The sequence below is a fragment of the Mycolicibacillus koreensis genome, from assembly GCF_002104795.1.
In the GTDB taxonomy this organism is placed as follows: domain Bacteria; phylum Actinomycetota; class Actinomycetes; order Mycobacteriales; family Mycobacteriaceae; genus Mycobacterium; species Mycobacterium koreense.
Genome location: NZ_NCXO01000005.1, coordinates 52,037 through 69,015, shown reverse-complemented (window position 1 = coordinate 69,015; position 16,979 = coordinate 52,037). Strand labels below are relative to the sequence as shown.

General features: G+C 62.5%; 15 protein-coding genes and 1 tRNA gene. 13 read left to right on the top strand and 3 right to left on the bottom strand.

What is annotated here, in order from left to right:
- The first annotated feature begins 35 nt into the window (after nucleotides 1–35).
- The 9 genes from B8W67_RS03700 to B8W67_RS03660 all read left to right on the top strand — a co-directional run bounded on the left by B8W67_RS03700 (nucleotide 36) and on the right by B8W67_RS03660 (nucleotide 10,104).
- The gene (locus tag B8W67_RS03700; protein WP_005086587.1) at nucleotides 36–1,493 is read left to right on the top strand and encodes a cytochrome P450; all 1,458 of its coding nucleotides are present in this window, start codon (nucleotides 36–38) and stop codon (nucleotides 1,491–1,493) included.
- Complete coding sequence (locus tag B8W67_RS03695; protein ID WP_005086585.1) at nucleotides 1,490–2,143, top strand: transglutaminase-like domain-containing protein; 654 nt, start codon at nucleotides 1,490–1,492, stop codon at nucleotides 2,141–2,143. Before B8W67_RS03700 ends, B8W67_RS03695 begins: the two co-directional genes overlap by 4 nt.
- A 26-nt stretch (nucleotides 2,144–2,169) precedes the next feature.
- Entirely contained in the window at nucleotides 2,170–3,789 is a 1,620-nt protein-coding gene (locus B8W67_RS03690; RefSeq protein ID WP_005118169.1) for a fatty acid--CoA ligase, read from the top strand.
- A gap of 38 nt (nucleotides 3,790–3,827) precedes the next feature.
- Nucleotides 3,828–4,973: an acyl-CoA dehydrogenase family protein gene (locus tag B8W67_RS03685; RefSeq protein WP_005086582.1), complete on the top strand. Its 1,146-nt coding sequence runs from the start codon at nucleotides 3,828–3,830 to the stop codon at nucleotides 4,971–4,973.
- Between the two features lie 49 nt (nucleotides 4,974–5,022).
- Entirely contained in the window at nucleotides 5,023–6,081 is a 1,059-nt protein-coding gene (locus tag B8W67_RS03680) for a BtrH N-terminal domain-containing protein (protein ID WP_005086581.1), read from the top strand.
- A 91-nt stretch (nucleotides 6,082–6,172) separates the two neighbouring features.
- Nucleotides 6,173–6,583, top strand: coding sequence for an SCP2 sterol-binding domain-containing protein (locus B8W67_RS03675; protein ID WP_005086579.1), 411 nt, complete (start codon nucleotides 6,173–6,175; stop codon nucleotides 6,581–6,583).
- A gap of 148 nt (nucleotides 6,584–6,731) precedes the next feature.
- Nucleotides 6,732–7,838: an NDMA-dependent alcohol dehydrogenase gene (locus B8W67_RS03670; protein ID WP_005086578.1), complete on the top strand. Its 1,107-nt coding sequence runs from the start codon at nucleotides 6,732–6,734 to the stop codon at nucleotides 7,836–7,838.
- Nucleotides 7,839–7,997: 159 nt separating this feature from the next.
- Nucleotides 7,998–9,197 (top strand): acyl-CoA dehydrogenase family protein, encoded by a 1,200-nt coding sequence (locus B8W67_RS03665; RefSeq protein ID WP_005086577.1) that lies wholly within the window; start codon nucleotides 7,998–8,000, stop codon nucleotides 9,195–9,197.
- Nucleotides 9,198–9,567: 370 nt separating this feature from the next.
- On the top strand, nucleotides 9,568–10,104 hold the full coding sequence (locus B8W67_RS03660; protein WP_005116484.1) for an HD domain-containing protein: 537 nt from the start codon (nucleotides 9,568–9,570) through the stop codon (nucleotides 10,102–10,104).
- Nucleotides 10,105–10,114: 10 nt separating this feature from the next.
- Here the strand turns inward: B8W67_RS03660 and B8W67_RS03655 are convergent, their stop codons facing one another.
- Both B8W67_RS03655 and B8W67_RS03650 read right to left on the bottom strand, forming a co-directional pair.
- Nucleotides 10,115–10,582 carry an NUDIX hydrolase gene (locus tag B8W67_RS03655; RefSeq protein WP_005086575.1) on the bottom strand — a complete coding sequence of 156 codons (468 nt, stop codon included), beginning with the start codon at nucleotides 10,580–10,582 and terminating at the stop codon, nucleotides 10,115–10,117.
- A gap of 5 nt (nucleotides 10,583–10,587) precedes the next feature.
- Nucleotides 10,588–11,388, bottom strand: a complete 801-nt coding sequence (locus tag B8W67_RS03650; protein WP_005086574.1) for a hypothetical protein — start codon at nucleotides 11,386–11,388, stop codon at nucleotides 10,588–10,590.
- Between the two features lie 254 nt (nucleotides 11,389–11,642).
- Here B8W67_RS03650 and B8W67_RS03645 point away from each other — a divergent pair, with 254 nt between their 5' ends.
- The 4 genes from B8W67_RS03645 (at nucleotide 11,643) to B8W67_RS03625 (ending at nucleotide 16,853) form a co-directional block, all read left to right on the top strand.
- Nucleotides 11,643–11,987 carry an SCO3933 family regulatory protein gene (locus B8W67_RS03645; protein ID WP_005086573.1) on the top strand — a complete coding sequence of 115 codons (345 nt, stop codon included), beginning with the start codon at nucleotides 11,643–11,645 and terminating at the stop codon, nucleotides 11,985–11,987.
- Between the two features lie 104 nt (nucleotides 11,988–12,091).
- Nucleotides 12,092–13,537 (top strand): FtsK/SpoIIIE domain-containing protein, encoded by a 1,446-nt coding sequence (locus tag B8W67_RS03635; protein WP_005086572.1) that lies wholly within the window; start codon nucleotides 12,092–12,094, stop codon nucleotides 13,535–13,537.
- Nucleotides 13,530–15,020, top strand: coding sequence for a replication initiator (locus B8W67_RS03630; RefSeq protein ID WP_005086571.1), 1,491 nt, complete (start codon nucleotides 13,530–13,532; stop codon nucleotides 15,018–15,020). The genes B8W67_RS03635 and B8W67_RS03630 overlap by 8 nt, the downstream gene beginning before the upstream one ends.
- 186 nt (nucleotides 15,021–15,206) lie before the next feature.
- Nucleotides 15,207–16,853: a recombinase family protein gene (locus tag B8W67_RS03625; RefSeq protein ID WP_005086570.1), complete on the top strand. Its 1,647-nt coding sequence runs from the start codon at nucleotides 15,207–15,209 to the stop codon at nucleotides 16,851–16,853.
- Here the strand turns inward: B8W67_RS03625 and B8W67_RS03620 are convergent.
- Nucleotides 16,835–16,920, bottom strand: a tRNA-Leu gene (locus tag B8W67_RS03620). The genes B8W67_RS03625 and B8W67_RS03620 overlap by 19 nt on opposite strands.
- Nucleotides 16,921–16,979: the final 59 nt, after the last annotated feature.

Sequence of the window (16,979 nt, the reverse complement as noted above, 5' to 3'; positions counted from 1 at the left end):
ACGCCGTCAAAGCGGCCCAGCGTCCAGGAGGAACCATGACGAATCACCTTCTCGCACCTGCGCACCACGTGAAGGAGCGGTTGTCCTCTGTGATCATGGTCCCCGCGCCTCACGCCGTCGACGACAGATGGCGTCGATGGAGCCGGGACTGGCCGGTTCGTGAACTGGCACCGGCACCCGCGGGCAGTGGATTGAAAGCCGTCCGGGGGGATGCCGGACTGCCCTTCGTAGGTCACACGCTCGACTACATCCGATTCGGCTCGGATTTCAGTCGAGAGCGCTACGACCGTCTGGGTTCGGTGTCGTGGATGGGCGCGTTCGGCACCAAGATGGTGGTCATCGCCGGCCCTGACGCCACTCGAGAGGCGTTCACGAGCGAAGCGAAGGCATTCTCTCAGGATGGCTGGTCCTTCCTGATCGACGCCTTCTTCCATCGCGGTTTGATGCTCATGAGCTTCGACGAGCACTTGATGCACCGGCGCATCATGCAGGAGGCGTTTACGCGTCCGCGCCTGACCGGATACGTCGAACAGGTAACGCCATGCGTTCGCTCGGCAGTGCCTGCGTGGCCGGTGGGCCCGTCGGTTCGAATCTACCCACTGTTGAAGGAACTCACCCTCGACATCGCTACCGACGTCTTCATGGGCGGCCGCGGCAAGGACGAGAGCGATGCTGTCAACAAGGCGTTCGTCGCTACGGTCCGGGCGGCGAGTTCCCTTGTGCGTGCTCCGCTTCCGGGAACCAGATTCCGCGCTGGTGTGCAAGGGCGGCGCGTTTTGGAGGACTACTTCTTCCGGCATCTGCCGGCCGCGCGAGCCGGTGAAACGGAGGATCTGTTCGCTGCTCTCTGTCAAGCCACGACCGAAGACGGGGAGCGGTTTTCCGACGAGGATGTGGTGAATCACATGATCTTCTTGATGATGGCGGCCCACGACACCTCGACGATCACCACCACAGCGGTCACCTATTTCCTTGCCAAGTATCCGCAGTGGCAGGAGGCTGCGGCTGCGGAAGCCGCGGCCATCGGTGACGGGTTGCCGGACATCGAGGCCCTGGAGAAGATGACGGTCATCGACCTCGTGATCAAGGAAGCGCTCAGACTGCTTGCACCTGTTCCGCTGGTGATGCGCAAGACGGTTCGAGATGTCGCCATCGATGGATATCACATCCCCTCGAACACGTTATGCGCTATAACGCCTGCCGTAAATCACTTCGATCGAACGATCTGGAGTGATCCGGGGCGGTTCGATCCCTCACGTTTCGACGAGCCTCGGCGCGAAGACCAACACCACCGATTCGCCTGGGTTCCGTTCGGAGGTGGAGCGCACAAGTGCATCGGCATGCAATTCGGGACGCTCGAGGTCAAAGCAATCCTGCACAGGATGCTGCGTTCGCTCACCTGGACGGTGCCGGAGAACTATCACGTCCGATGGGACAACACCTCCCTGCCCATTCCGGTGGACGGACTTCCGTTGCAGTTGAAGCGCCGATGACCGTCGACCACAGGCCCTACCTCGAACCCACGGAGTTTCTTGACTGGCAACAAGATTCGGTACGTGACTTCGTGTCATCGACGATCCGTGATGCCTGCGGCGACACCGAGAAGGCCATCGCCATCTTCACCGCGGTCCGTGACTCCATTTGGTACGACCCCTACACGGTGACCGACAACCCGCACGCGTATCGCGCCAGCACCGTCGCGACCGCAGAACGGGCCTACTGCGTCCCGAAGGCCGTGCTCTTGACTGCAGCGTGCCGAGCGGCGGGAATCCCGGCGCGGCTGGGGTTCGCCGACGTCCGAAACCACCTCCAGACCAAGGCATTGCGCGAGCGGATGGGTGGTAGCGACGTTTTCGTCTACCACGGCTACAGTCTCATGTTCCTCAACGGTGCGTGGGTAAAGGCCACCCCGGCGTTCAATCGCGAGCTGTGCGCACGCTTCGGTGTCTCGCCGATCGAGTTCGACGGCCGTAGCGACGCGCTACTCCATGGTTTCACCGCTGACGGCACCCAGCACATGGAGTATCTGCGCGACCGGGGAGCCTACGACGATCTACCCCTAGCAGACATCCTGCAAGCACTGAGAACGCATTACGGCACATTCATCGATCAGCCGAACAGCCGTCCCGACCTCTTCGCCTGAAAGGGCACTACACGATGCAAAGCACAATGCAAAATGTTCCGCTCACGGTGTCGGCGATCGTCCAGCATGCGGCAGCCATACACGGTGACAGCGAGGTCGTCACTCCGACCGGAAATGGATATCGGAGAACGCCTTACCGCATTGTGCTGGCGCGAGTGGCTCGCCTTGCCAATGCGCTGCGCAGTCTTGGCGTCACGGCAGACCAACGCGTGGCCACCTTCCAGTGGAGCAACCAGGAACATCTGGAGGCCTACTGTGCGATTCCCTCCATGGGCGCGGTCCTGCACACGCTCAACATTCGTTTGGCCCCAGAGCAACTGGCGTACATCGCCAACCACGCGAGCGATCAGATCGTCCTAGTCGACGCTTCGGTTGCCCCGTTGTTGGCGCGCGCGCTCCCAGCGATGGCGTCGGTGCACACCGTCATCGTCACCGGAGAGGGCGACCTTGCCCCGCTACAGGGATGCGGGAAGACCGTTCTGCGTTACGAGGAAGTGCTTGCCGGCCAAGAAGAATCATTCGACTGGCCTGAGCTCGACGAGCTGTCCGCCGCGGCCATGTGTTATACGAGCGGTACCACCGGAGATCCCAAAGGCGTCGTCTACAGCCACCGTTCGACGTACCTTCACTCCCTGACCGCCTGCACAGCTAACGCTTTGTCAGTCAGCGAGGCCGACCGTCTGCTGGCCATCGTCCCAATGTTTCACGCCAATGCGTGGGGGCTTATTTACGCAGCGTTGATGTCCGGTGCGGATCTGGTACTGCCTGACCGGTATCTCCAAGCCGAACCGTTGGTGTCGATCATCGAAGACACCAGACCGACCTTGGCCGGTGCAGTGCCGACGATCTGGAACGATGTCGACCGATATCTGGATTCGCACCCTGAGCGGGACATTTCTTCGTTACGGCTGGTCGCGTGCGGGGGGTCTGCTGTTCCGCTTTCGTTGATGCGGGCATTCGAAGAGAAGTACGACGTGCCCATTGTGCAGGCCTGGGGTATGACCGAAACCTCTCCGTTGGCGACCGTTGCACGTCCGCCTCACAGAGCCGACGCGACGCGGCGCTGGGAGCTGCGCGCATCCCAGGGCCGGCCGATCTGCGGTGTCGAAATCCGGTTGCGGGACGACGACGGGAAAGACGTGCCGTGGGACGGGCAATCAGTTGGGGAGATCCAGGCGCGCGGTCCCTGGATCACCGGGTCCTATTTCGGAGACAACGATACGGAGAAGTTCGACGAAGGATGGCTGCGTACCGGTGATGTGGGCAAGATCGAGGCCGAGGGCTATCTGACACTGACCGACCGCTCGAAAGACGTCATCAAGTCAGGTGGCGAATGGATCTCCTCGGTGGAGCTGGAAAACACGCTGATCGGCCACCCTGCCGTGTACGAAGCGGCGGTAGTCGGCGTCGCGGACGATAAATGGCAGGAAAGGCCGTTGGCGCTTGTCGTCGTCCACCCCGGAACCGATGTTGACATTGACCAACTCCGATCGTTCCTTGCGGACAAAGTCGCCAAATGGTGGATTCCCGAGCGATGGAGCTTCGTGTCCGATATTCCGAGAACGAGCGTCGGAAAGTACGACAAAAAGGCCATCCGTGCGCGCCACTCTGCCGGCGAATACCTCATCGAAATCGAAACGTCATAACGTCAAATCCCTGAAATTCCAACTGTCGGAAGGTAATCATGTCCTCACCAATCTCTCCCTGGATGAATGCCGAATTACTCGAGCTTCGTGACCTCGCTGCGAAGTTCTTCTCGGCCGAATTGGCGCCGCATGCGAACCGCTTTGCAGACCAGCACCACGTCGACCGAGAACTGTGGAACCGAGCAGGCGAGCTGGGCCTGCTCTGCATGTCTATACCTGAGGAATACGGCGGAGGCGGTGGCACTTTCGCGCACGAAGCGGTCGTGCTTGAAGAGCAGGCCCGCATAGGTGACAGCTCATGGGGCGCGGGACTGCACAGCGGAATCGTCGCCCACTACATCCTGCAGTACGCGACTGAAGAGCTGCGCGCGCAGTGGCTTCCCAAGATGGCGTCCGGTGAAATGATCGGGGCGATCGCCATGACAGAACCGGGGACCGGGTCCGATCTGCAGAGCGTCAAGACAAAAGCCCTCCTGGACGGTGACGAGTACGTGATCACCGGCTCCAAGACTTTCATCACCAACGGCCAACAGGCCGACCTCATCATCGTTGTTGCCAAGACAGATCCGAGCCAGGGCGCTGCGGGCATCTCTTTGATCGTTGTCGAGGCTGACCGGGCGGGATTCCGGCGCGGCAAGGTTCTCGACAAAATCGGCCAGCGCGGCCAGGACACCTCCGAGTTGTTCTTCGATGAAGTGAGAGTTCCGCGCTCGCATCTACTGGGCCAGTCTGAGGGACAGGGCTTCATTCAGCTGATGACGCAGCTGCCACAAGAGCGACTCATCGTCGCGGTGGGGGCTGTCGCAGCGATGGAACTTGCCCTGGAGCAGACGCTCAAGTACACCCGTGAGCGGGAGGCGTTCGGTCGGCCTGTCTTTGGCTTTCAGAACACTAAGTTCACGCTGGCTGAAGCCGCGACAGAAACGCGCATCGCACGAGTGTTCCTCGACTACTGCATCGACCTGCACCTTGCGGGTCAACTCGACGTGCAGACCGTCGCCATGGCGAAGTGGTGGACCACTGAGCGAGCGATGAAGGTACTCGATGACTGTATGCAGCTTCACGGCGGATATGGCTACATGACCGAGTACCCCATCTCGAGGTTGTGGGTGGATCAGCGCGTGCAAAAAATCTATGCCGGCACGAACGAGGTGATGAAGGAAATCATCTCGCGTTCCCTATGACTCAGAGGAGTTGCCGCCCGCACGTTAGTCATCTAGAGGAGGAGGACTGATGGCATCGATGGTGGTGCCGTATCGCCACGACATGGGCGGCCACTGCGGATCGGGGGCTCTTCGGGATTTGACCGAATGGGCCGGGATCCGTTGGGGTGATGACACCCCGGACGAAGGCATCGTGTTTGCTCTCGGCGGGGCCCTCGACTTCTCGTATGTTCGCTCGGCCCACCTACGTCCACCGATCTACCTCGTTGGACGCAGCGCGGACCTCGAAGACGAATACTTGACCCGGTTGGGCGCGCGCTTCGAGTGTCGTTCGACAGACGACCCCGATCTCGGGTGGAAATGGGTGACCGAACAGATCGATGCCGGTACGCCGGTCATGGTGTGGACTGACATCGCCGAATTGCCCTATCTGAGAACGCGTCTGAGTATGAGCCGGCACGATGTCGTGATCGTAGGGTACGACGACGACGAGGAACTCGCCTTCGTGGTCGATAACGATCGCGATACACCTCAAGCCGTGCCTTACGAGAATCTACGGAAGGCGCGGGCATCGACGGGATTTCCCGTCCCCACGCGGCACACCACCTACGTAGTCGAGTGGCCCGGCGCGGCACCAGATCTCGGCAATGCTGCCCGGTCGGCCTTCCGTAGGTCCGCGGACGCGATGCAGGGTTCGTGTGTGAGCGCGCCGATCACCGAGGACTCCGATTGTGAAATTCAGGTGCGTGGGCTACCAGGGGTATCGACTTTTGTGGAGGATCTCAAGCGGTGGCCGAAGATCTTTGACGACGACACCCTCGACGGAGCCTTGTTTGCGCTGAGCGCCTTCATCGAAAAAGCCGGAACCGGAGGCGGTCTGTTCCGAGATCTGCAAGCACGTGGATGTCGGCGCGTCGCTGAAGAGTTGAGTTTCGAACCTGCGTTTAAAGCAGCGGAGGCTGCAAAGACCGCATCTGAGTTGTGGACCGCGGTTGCGCACGCCGCTTATGACCGCGGTGCAGATCCGCACCGAAGAGCGAGCGGCGCCGCGTCCGTGGCTGCGCAATTGCCGACAGCCGAACGTCGACTCGCGGAGGCGCTGAGGGAGGCAGGAGATCTACTCCTATGAGTTCTGATTGCTTCGGAGCAAGCCGAACTGGTTGCGACCCAGCAGATTTATTTGAGCGCTTTGAATTGTGTCATAAGAAGGGAGAATCACGATGGCTGTCTTCGCTGATGCGGAAGAGGTTTACCGCTACCTCGCCGGCATCTTTCGACGAGGTTTGGAGAACGAAGACCTTGCGAACAGACTTGCCGGGTCCGGGGTGGTGTTACGGATCCACTACACCGATCCGGATGCGGTACTAACCGTGGATATGCCGGAGAAGGTCGTAGAGACCGGCGCGGACAGTGGCGTTACACCGAATGTCGAATTGTTCATGTCCGCGGATACCGGCAACAGGTTCTGGTTGGGGAAGGTGAACTTGACCATGGCGATGGCGAAAGGAACTGTACGAGCGAAAGGTCCTGTCACCAAACTGATCAAGCTCATACCGCAGGCAAAGAACCTCTTTCCGGAATACCGGGCAATCCTTGAGGCCGACAAGCGTCACGACCTGCTCAATGTGTGATGTCGGTGCGGTACCGCGCCCGGGCACGGGTGAGCGGCGCGGGCCTCTGGGCGATGTGCCCGGAGATCATCCAGGACAGTTCGCGCGACCACCGTGCGCGGTCGGGATAACTACTCGAGAAGCGTAATTCGATAGAAGGGACTTCAACATGAAGACACGTGCGGCTGTTTTGTGGGGCTTGGAGCAGAAGTGGGAGGTCGAAGAAGTCGATTTGGATCCGCCAGGTCCCGGGGAGGTCCTCGTGCGGCTGGCGGCCACCGGCTTGTGCCATTCCGACGAACATCTGGTGACCGGCGACCTCCCGATCCCATTGCCGGTAGTGGGGGGTCATGAGGGTGCTGGCACAGTCGTGGAGTGCGGCGAAGGGGTTGAGGAACTGTCCGAAGGTGATTCTGTCATCTTGACCTTCCTTCCCTCGTGTGGGCGCTGCTCGTACTGCGCGCGCGGCATGGGCAATCTCTGTGAGTTGGGAGCGGCGCTCATGATGGGACCGCAGATCGACGGCACCTATCGCTTTCACGCACGAGGCGAGGACGTCGGGCAGATGTGTTTGCTCGGGACGTTTTCCGAGTACACAGTGGTGCCGCAGGCGTCCGTGGTCAAGATTGACGGCGGAATCCCCCTGGATCGGGCAGCCTTGATCGGTTGCGGCGTCACGACCGGTTACGGATCTGCGGTGCGGACTGGGGAGGTGCGCGCCGGGGACACCGTCGTGGTAGTGGGAGCGGGCGGAATCGGAATGAATGCGATTCAGGGCGCGCGAATCGCGGGAGCGCTGGCGATTGTGGCGGTCGATCCGGTGAAGTTCAAGCGAGAGCAAGCGAGCGGGTTCGGTGCGACGCACACCGCGGCCTCGATGGATGAAGCTTGGTCGCTGGTCAGCGATATGACGCTGGGCAAGCTGGCTGATGTCTGCATCCTCACCACCGATGTGGCTGAGGCCTCCTACACCGCGGAAGCGCTGGCCTTGGTCGGAAAGCGCGGGCGCGTCGTGGTCACGGCCATCGGGCACCCCGACGACTCATCGATCTCAGGATCACTGCTTGAAATGACGCTTTACGAGAAGCAGATTCGTGGCGCTTTGTATGGCTCATCCAATGCGCCGCACGATATTCCGCGACTGGTCGAGCTGTACTCCGCTGGGTTGTTGAAGCTCGATGAATTGGTCACCCGCGAATACTCCCTCGACCAAATCAATGAGGGCTACGAGGATATGCGTTCAGGAAAAAACATCCGAGGGCTGGTCCGGTTCTGAAGAGCATCATGCCCACTGCTGGTCTTCATGTCCTTGCGTCGCTGCAGATCATGCGGCCGGGCCGCTTGGGTGGTTGGCGTCGCGTCCTTCTTTCCCGTCGTGAGGACGGCAAGCATCAGACACCTCATAGATCATTTATCAAATTCTCTGGAGGCTGAGATGACGGACGCTGGCACGACCACGGCAAGCGGGGATGGGGCTGCTCGTTTCGCTATCGCCCCGGAGGTGTGGACCACGCCGGAGCGACGAGCGCTGAGCCAAATGGCGCGGTCTTTCGTGGAACGTGAAATCGCGCCGAAGCTAGCGGAATGGGAGCACGTGGGTGAGATTCCGCGCGACCTGCATCTCAATGCTGCCGAGGTGGGGCTTCTCGGAATCGGGTTCCCGGAAGAAGTCGGCGGCAGCGGCGGCAATGCGATTGACTCTGCACTGGTCACTGAGGCCATCCTGGCCGCAGGCGGGTCCACTGGCGTCTGCGCCGCCTTGTTCACCCATGGCATTGCCCTTCCCCACATTGCCGCCAATGGCTCCGACGCCCTGATTGAACGATATGTCCGTCCGACGCTCGCAGGAAAGATGATCGGCTCGCTGGGCGTTACCGAGCCTGGGGCAGGTTCAGATGTCGCGAATTTGCGCACACGCGCAGTGCGCGACGGCGACACCTACGTGGTCAACGGAGCAAAGACGTTCATCACCAGCGGAGTTCGGGCGGACTTCGTTACTACGGCGGTACGCACCGGCGGACCGGGTTACGGTGGAGTTTCATTGCTCGTGATCGACAAGAATTCGCCTGGATTCGAAGTGTCCCGCCGGTTGGACAAGATGGGATGGCGATGTAGCGACACCGCCGAGTTGTCTTTCGTCGACGTTCGCGTACCGGCTGAGAACCTGGTGGGGGCAGCAAACAGCGGGTTTTTGCAGATCATGCAGCAATTTCAGGCTGAACGGCTCGGCATCGCCGTCCAGGCGTACGCGACGGCGGGTCGGGCTCTCGATCTCGCCAAGAGTTGGGCGCGGGAGCGTGAAACGTTCGGTAGACCCTTGACGGGGCGCCAGGTCATTCGCCATAAGCTCGCGGAGATGGCTCGACAGGTCGACGTGGCGTGCACCTATACCCGTGCGGTCATGCAGAGGTGGCTAGCGGGGGAGGATGTCGTTGCCGAGGTGTCGATGGCCAAGAACACCGCTGTGTATGCGTGCGACTACGTGGTCAATGAGGCGGTTCAGATCTTTGGTGGGATGGGCTACATGCGTGAGTCTGAGATCGAGAGACACTACCGAGACTGCCGGATTCTCGGAATAGGCGGCGGCACCAACGAAATCATGAATGAGATCATTGCCAAACGTATCGGACTCTAGTTCTTGATACCAGTAAAGAAAGTTCTCACATCGCAGGTCAACGACGGTCAGGCGGCTGTTGGTCCAGCCTGCCGCTCGCGGCGTCTCGATGCGGCGAGGAGCGAGGGCAGCTGCGCTTCGTCGTGATGCCAGAGCTGTGGTGGCCTGCGACTTAGTTCCGGCGCCGGTCGTGGGTGCATGTGTGCGTGGCGGCGGACGGAGGGCGAAGCGCAGGGAGCGGCGCGGACGGGAGCGCCAGCGTACGGGAGCAGAGCGAGCGTAGCGAAGCCTGCAGGTAGCCGCCGTTCCTCGCAGATCCTGGCCTCCAGGATCTACGTCATAAGCTGCGAGGGGGCTGCGTCATGGTGCTGTGGCTCGTAAGCTGGCGGCTGTGAGCGGGGTTCTGACGCAGCGTGCACGGCGCGAGACCGAGACGCGGCTGGCTGAGCAGCCGCGGCGGTTGGCGCATGTCCGGGGCGTCGCGGCGACTGCCGAGCGGTTGAGTCGGCGTTTCGATCCCCAGACAGCGGACTGTCTGGTCGCAGCGGCGTGGCTGCACGATATCGGTTACGCATCGTCGTTGCGCCGGACCGGGTTTCATCCGCTCGATGGAGCGGAGTACGTGCGAGCGGCCGGCTTCGGGGAGCTGGCCGCCTCCTTGGTGGCCTTTCATACCGGAGCGCACGCGGAGGCTGCCGAGCGGGGCTTGTCAGGCTTATCCGCGTTCAGTGATCCGCCCAGCGATTTCCTTGATGTGCTGACTTTTTGCGATCTGACGACCGGACCTGACGGGGCGCCGATATCACCGCGCGATCGGTTACGCGACGTGCTGTCGCGTTATGGATCCGAGGACCCGGTGCACCGGGCGGTCGACGCGGGCCGCGACGAATTGTTGGCGGCCGTCCGGCGAGTACGCGACTGGCTATAAACCCAGCCGGTTAGCCGAGGTAGGGGCCGTCGCGGTGTTGCAGGTAGTGCTCGATGCGCAGCCTCATCGACGGATGCATATCCAGGTTAGGGATCTCGTCGGGTGCAGTCCAGGCGATGTCCGTGCTTTCGTGGTCGATGGCAAGGGTGCCGCCGAGCACCGTGGTGGTGAACAGGAGCGAGAATTGCTGGCGGACTTCGCCATCGGTGAACGCGACCACGTGGCGGGGATTGGTGTAGACACCGACCAGACCCGTGACTTTGACGTCAAGCCCGGTTTCCTCTTTGACTTCCCGCACGGCGGTGTCGGCGATAGTTTCGCCGATGTCGTGGCCGCCGCCCGGTAGCGCCCACAGGGTGTTGTCGCGGCGTTTGATCAGCAGAATGCGACCGTGTTCGTCGGTGACGATGGCCGAGGCCGACGGAACGACACTGTTGGGCGCCGGGGCGTTGGGGTCGTTGTAGTAGTCGGTGCGCATCGGGGTCAGCCTTTCGAGGTCAGCGGTCTGGCATGGTCCCAGACCTGGGTGAAAGCGTCTTCAAGGGTGGCCCAGAGCCGTGGCTCGTGGTGACGTGACAGAACCAGCACAGGGTTGTTGCGCCCGGCTGAGCCGTAGATGTGGAAGTTGACGATCATGGCGTCATCGACCCGAAAGATCGACGTGTAGAGCGCGGTGTCGTGGGTGCGGATGTCCAGCCCCGGGGTGCCGGCGTGAGGGGCGAGCAGTTCCACGGACGTGCGGCAGCGGGCGATGACGGCCTCGCCGATCCCTTCCTCCTCGCCGCGCAGGATCGTGGTGGGGGTGTCGGGGTCCCCGACGAGAAACCGCACCGTCACACCGCGGGCGGCGGCGGCGAGCAGGGTGTCGAGGAATCCGTCGAGGGTGTCGAACAGGAACGTGGCCGCCAGGACGAGGATGTCGATGCCGGTGGTGGCGTCGGCGAAATGCTGCTGCCACATGGTGATGGGTAGCTGGGTGCGGCTGGCATACAGGGTCGCGGTGAACGGCCCACCCGCAGACGCTGTTGCCACTGCGCTCGCGGTGGAGGGTGGGTACTGGTTGGGCCACAGGTCATGCGGGGTGCAGTCGAGCACCTCGCTGGCTCTGTGGGCGTTGTGTTCGCGAATTCTGTAGTCGCTATCGGCCAGCCAGCGTCGCACCGACTTGATATCGACACCCACCGCGGTGGCGAACCGCTGCGAGGACAGACCTTTGGCGTGTAGCCGCTGCACGAGGCGATCGTTGGGAGTGATGGCGGCCTCGGTGCCGTCCTGCTCGTCCATCGTGCCAGCGCACATCTTCCCGTGTCGTCCGTATCCATCCCTCAGCGCGTGGTGTCTAGTTTGCCATGCGACTGCCGCCACCCGGCGGCGATAGTGCCGGTGTGATGTCCGTGGGTATGTCCGGGCCGTGTCCGAAATGCCCGTGGATGTGTCGGAAATGTCGGCATATGTCTCTCGCAACGTCCGTGATGTCCACGTGAACTGAGTCCAGCGCCGGACCGGCGTCAACAGCTCACGAAAGGACCAGTAGGACAATGCGTTTGAGAATCGATACGTCTGGGACTCGTTTTATCGTCACCCGCGCTCCTGAGCCACGGCTGAACTTCGAAACCGGCGCCCCGAAAGTCGACACCGCCACCGGGATGCCGATGTACGCCACCCAGGTCCTCGCGCTGGATGACTCCGGCGGCGAAGTGCTCATTGTCACTGTGGCAGGAGACCCCAAAGTGACAGTCACGCAGCCTGTTTCGGTAGTTGGTCTGGTGGCCATCCCGTGGGCCCAAGGTGATCGCAGCGGGGTGGCGTTCCGTGCTGATGCCCTCACCGCCGCCACCGCCAGTGGTGCTGCGCCGAGTGAGCAGACACGCCCGCAGAAGTAACAACCCCCAAGCGGGTGTGGGGTGCGGTGAGCAGATCATCGCACCCCGCCACCCCGACACCCCGGGCATTGCTGTTGACCACACGCTCACGGAGGGCATCTCTCATGACATCGAACAAGAAGAACACCACCAACAGTGGATCAGGCGATGACGACTGGTTCGGAGAACTGGTCATGTCGCTGTTCACCGCATCCGGGTATGTGCTGTGGTGGGCGGTGCTGTTCCCGGCGATCAGCGTGCCCATCATCGCCAGCCTCGTCCTTGCTATCAGCCACGGCCCACGCGTGGGCCTGATCTGCGCGATCGTGTGCAGTGCCGGGTATGCGGGCTGGGCCTGGCTCCAACCGGGGTCATTTCGCGCCTGGGTGACCGAACCGGTACGGCGGCGCTGGCTCACGTGGTCGCGCTACACCCGCACCTGGGAATCGACCTGCACCTTGCACGGCCTGACCGCCACCCTCGGCGGACGCACTCTCACTCCCACCCTGCGCACGGTGACGATCGGTAAAACCACCGATGTGCTCGTGGTGCGGATCGTCACCGGCCAGTCCGTGGCAGATTGGCATAAACAGTCCGACGCGCTGGCCGCCGCGTGGCGCGCCGGCCGCATCAGCATCACCGCCATCTCGCCCGGCGAACTGCGCATCACGTTAATGCGCGCAGACGTGCTGGCTGAACCGATCGCCCTGCCCATGCCAACCCCGGCCACCCCGGTCGATCTGGTGTCGGTGCGGGTCGGGATCACCGAAACGCGACATTGGTGGCAGGTGCCGCTGCTCGGTCACCACGTGCTGATCGCCGGGGCAACCGGCGCAGGCAAAGGCTCAGTGCTGTGGTCGTTGATCGCCGGCATTGCCCCCGCGGTGAAGACCGGGCTGGTCCGGTTGTGTGTCATCGACCCCAAAGGCGGCATGGAACTCGGTGCCGGAGCACCCCTGTTCACCGTGTTCACCCACGACGCCACCGACACCACCCTGGAGTTGCTACGCCAGCTCGTCACGGTGATGCACGCCCGGGCGAATCGTCTGCGCGGCCACACCCGCCTACACACCCCCACGACGTCGGAGCCGTTGTTCGTTGCGGTGATCGATGAGATCGCCGCACTGACCGCATACGTGACCGACCGCAAGGTCCGCACCGAAGTCGAACAACTCCTGGGCCTGCTGCTCTCCCAAGGCCGCGCAGTCGGCATCAGCGTGGTCGCCGCGGTCCAAGACCCGGCCAAAGACACCCTGCCGGTACGGCAGCTGTTCACGGTGCGGATCGGGTTGCGGCTGACCGAAGCCACCCAAACCACCATGGTCCTCGGCCAAGGGGCGCGCGATGCCGGGGCAGAATGCGACCGCATCCCCGACACCACCCCCGGGGTGGGCTACATGATGGTTGACGGCACCGCCCACGCCCAGCGGGTGCGGGCCTTTCACGTCACCGACCACGACATTACCGCCCTGGCCAGCCGGTTCCGCCGAACCGCGAGGCGACCGAACAAGCCCCACCAGCCACACAACACCGATACCGGCCACACCGCGAGTGAGGGCAGCGGTGAATAGCTCCACGACATCGGCGCAGCTTGTCCTACCGGGTGTTCCGGATACAGCTGACACCGCCCGGGTGGTCGAGCAGATGGTGCGGCGCGCCGCCTCGATGGGATACGAATCCTGGTGGCGACGAGCAGAATCCGTCGGATTCTGCGCCCACCCCATCCAGCTGATCGGTGCCGATGAGTACGGGCGTCAGCGGGTGGTATGGACGCGCTGCAACAACCGTCGCGCCCACATCTGCCCCTCCTGCTCGGATCTCTACGCCCGCGACACCTGGCAACTCGTGCACGCCGGTGCCGCTGGCGGTCACCACGGCATGCCCACCACGGTGGCCGATCATCCGCAAGTGTTTGTCACTCTCACCGCACCGAGCTTCGGGGCCGTCCACACCGCCACGAAGTCACGGGAGAAGGCAGCGCAGGTGTGCCGCGACCAGCACCGGGTCGGCGGCTACCGACGCTGCCCGCATGGAAAACAATTGTGGTGCAGCATGTCCCATGATCATGGCGACGAGCGGGTCGGCCAGCCGCTGTGTCCGGAGTGCTACGACTATGCCGGGCATGTGCTGTTCACGTGGCACCTGCCCGAACTGTGGCGACGCTTCACCATCACCCTGCGGCGCGCCCTACGCAAAAGCCTGAAAGCCGCCGGAGTTGACCCGGATACGGTGCGAGTGAGCTTCATCAAGATCGTCGAACTGCAAGCCCGCGCTATCCCACACATCCACGCACTGATCCGCCTGGATCCCCACGACGACCTTGACCGCCCCGGGTGGGAATCACCTATCGGTGCAGTCGAACTCGCTAAGGTCATCCAGTACGCCATCCGCACCGTCACACTCACCGTCAACGACCCGACAGCCGATGGCGGTGGGCAGACGATACGGTTCGGCACACAGATCGACACCCAACCGCTAACCGCATCGGTGGATCCGCCGCCAAATGAGCACAATTCAGGCTCAAGCCGGTCCATGTCTAGCCGGCTGGTGGCGCGCTATCTCGCCAAGTATGTCACCAAATCCTTGGCAGCCCTCGGAATCAGCGCACGCCGCCTATCTACGGAAGCCATACCCGACCTGGACGTGTCCGAGCATGTGCGGACCATCCTGACCACCATCAGCGATCTCGCGGACAAAGGACTGTCCGGCATCGGGCGGTGGTTGCACACCCTCGGATTCCGCGGCCACATCACCAGCAAATCCCGCCGTTATTCGACTACCATGACCGTGCTGCGCGAACAGCGCGCCATTTGGACGCGTCAGGAAAGCTCGAAAAGCACTGCATACCAATACGATCCCGACTGTGACTTCGCCGGTGGCGATGATCTGGTGGCGTGGGAGTTTGACCGTGCCGGCCCCGGCAGCCTCGGCGATCGCAGTCTCGTCTATTCCGCGGCCCTCCAACGTATTCACATCCGCCGCATCGGACTAGTGGAAGCCCGTCGCCACACACGCAGCCAGCATTGGGATCCACCAGGGGCAAGCGATGGCTGAACGATGCCCAACCCCACATGCTCGCTCCGAATGTGACGCTCGAATTAATGCACCGAGCATGTCAGAGGGAGGTGTTCAAATTGACCTGCCGAACCGGAATCGGCTTCCGCGCGAGGCCAACCGCGCGCTGGTAAACGTCATACTGGCTGTGCGGGACCGGACCCGCGGATCACGAAGGGAAGTGGCATGAGCCTCAGGTTCGCTTTCTATGGCCGAGTGAGTACCGAGGACGCTCAAGATCCCGAGGCGAGCCGCAGCTGGCAGAAACGTCGTGCCATCGATCTGATCACTCCGCATGGCGGAGTCCTCGCTGTCGACTACTTCGATATAGGTCAAAGCCGTTCGCTTCCCTGGAAACGCAGACCGGAGGCTTCACGTCTGCTTGCAGATGTCACTTCTCGTGACCGTGGCTTCGATGCCGTGGTGATCGGGGAACCTGCTCGCGCGTTCTACGGACCGCAATTTGCGCTCACTTTCCCGGTGCTCACGCACTACGGGGTTGGCCTATGGGTGCCTGAAGTCGGCGGAGCGGTTGATCCCGGATCCGAGGCACACGACCTCGTGATGACGCTCTTCGGCGGTATGAGCAAGGGAGAACGCGCACGAATCCAGATGCGCGTCCGTACCGCGATGTCGGCACTCGCGCAGGACACAACCAGATACCTCGGCGGTCGCCCACCGTACGGGTATCGACTCGTCGATGCCGGCCCGCATCCCAACCCTGCCAAGGCAAGTCTTGGGCAGCGGCTCCATCGTCTCGAACCCGACCCCGCGACATGTTCGGTCGTCGAGCGGATCTACCGCATGTACGCCGATGGTGCTGGCTTGCGCTTCATCGCACAGCAGCTCACCGACGATGGAGTGCCATCACCAAGCCAATATGACCCGGAGCGGAACCGGCACCGTGATCCGCGCGGATGGTCCCATTCGGCGATCCGCGCAATCCTCGACAACCCGGCGTACCGCGGTATTCGTGTGTGGGGCAAGCAGGAGAAATACGAGGTCTTGGTCAACCCCGACGATGTCGCTGCCGGGTACGAGACTCGCATGCGGTGGCGTGACGAGGTCGACTGGATCGCACCTGACCGGCGAACGCACGAAGCGCTGATCACTGACGAGCTGGCGCGGGCTGTCCGACTTCGGATGCAGGCGCGGCGGGGTCCGGGTCTTGTGTGTAGCAGAGAATCGACGGTGCCATATGCGCTGCGCGGGCTGCTGTTCTGTGCCGCATGTGGACGCCGCATGCAGGGCGCCGCCCGGCCGGGGAAGCAAACAACGCGGATCCTCTACCGTTGTGAGTTCGGCAAGTCACGTTCTGTACCTGTGGACCTGAGTGATCATCCGCGCACCGTCTATCTCCGCGAAGACGCAGTGACAGCGCGACTCGACGAATGGATCGCCACTCTGGCCGATCCAGAAGACCTCGCACGCGGGCAAGACGTGGACCCGGCGGCCGGACCTGGCTACGCCGCCTTGCAGCGCCAGCTGAGCGAGGCGAATGCCAAAGTGGCTGCCTTGATCACCGCCGTGGAGTCTGGCGTGGCCGTTGAGGATCTAACTGCTGCGTTGCGTCAACGTACCGCCGAGCGCGACGAGCTGAGGGCACGCGTTGAGCGAGTGGCGCGGCCCCGCGCCATGTGTGCCGCCGAGATCAGTGAGTTAGTTAAGGAGTTAGGCGGACTGTCGGTCATCCTCGGCGCGGCAACCGGAGCTGAGCGCGCCGAGGTGTACGCAAGCTTGGGCCTGCGTCTCGACTACGACCCGCATCTTCGGCGAGTCACGGCGACTGCCGACCTGAGTCGTGTCGCCGGATGTGTCCGAGGGGGGACTTGAACCCCCACGCCCGTTAATAGGGCACTAGCACCTCAAGCTAGCGCGTCTGCCATTCCGCCACTCGGACCGATGCCCCGACAACGCCGGGGCAGCTAAGGCTATCGGATCACCGTCGGTGGACCCAAA

Excerpts from the sequence above, each read along its gene's own strand:
- B8W67_RS03650 (WP_005086574.1), bottom strand. The coding sequence starts at position 11,388 with ATGGACGAGCAGGACGGCACCGAGGCCGCCATCACTCCCAACGATCGC.
- B8W67_RS03695 (WP_005086585.1), top strand. The coding sequence starts at position 1,490 with ATGACCGTCGACCACAGGCCCTACCTCGAACCCACGGAGTTTCTTGAC.
- B8W67_RS03690 (WP_005118169.1), top strand. The coding sequence starts at position 2,170 with ATGCAAAATGTTCCGCTCACGGTGTCGGCGATCGTCCAGCATGCGGCA.
- B8W67_RS03700 (WP_005086587.1), top strand. The coding sequence starts at position 36 with ATGACGAATCACCTTCTCGCACCTGCGCACCACGTGAAGGAGCGGTTG.
- B8W67_RS03635 (WP_005086572.1), top strand. The coding sequence starts at position 12,092 with ATGACATCGAACAAGAAGAACACCACCAACAGTGGATCAGGCGATGAC.
- B8W67_RS03645 (WP_005086573.1), top strand. The coding sequence starts at position 11,643 with ATGCGTTTGAGAATCGATACGTCTGGGACTCGTTTTATCGTCACCCGC.
- B8W67_RS03655 (WP_005086575.1), bottom strand. The coding sequence starts at position 10,582 with ATGCGCACCGACTACTACAACGACCCCAACGCCCCGGCGCCCAACAGT.
- B8W67_RS03665 (WP_005086577.1), top strand. The coding sequence starts at position 7,998 with ATGACGGACGCTGGCACGACCACGGCAAGCGGGGATGGGGCTGCTCGT.
- B8W67_RS03680 (WP_005086581.1), top strand. The coding sequence starts at position 5,023 with ATGGCATCGATGGTGGTGCCGTATCGCCACGACATGGGCGGCCACTGC.
- B8W67_RS03675 (WP_005086579.1), top strand. The coding sequence starts at position 6,173 with ATGGCTGTCTTCGCTGATGCGGAAGAGGTTTACCGCTACCTCGCCGGC.
- B8W67_RS03625 (WP_005086570.1), top strand. The coding sequence starts at position 15,207 with ATGAGCCTCAGGTTCGCTTTCTATGGCCGAGTGAGTACCGAGGACGCT.
- B8W67_RS03670 (WP_005086578.1), top strand. The coding sequence starts at position 6,732 with ATGAAGACACGTGCGGCTGTTTTGTGGGGCTTGGAGCAGAAGTGGGAG.
- B8W67_RS03685 (WP_005086582.1), top strand. The coding sequence starts at position 3,828 with ATGTCCTCACCAATCTCTCCCTGGATGAATGCCGAATTACTCGAGCTT.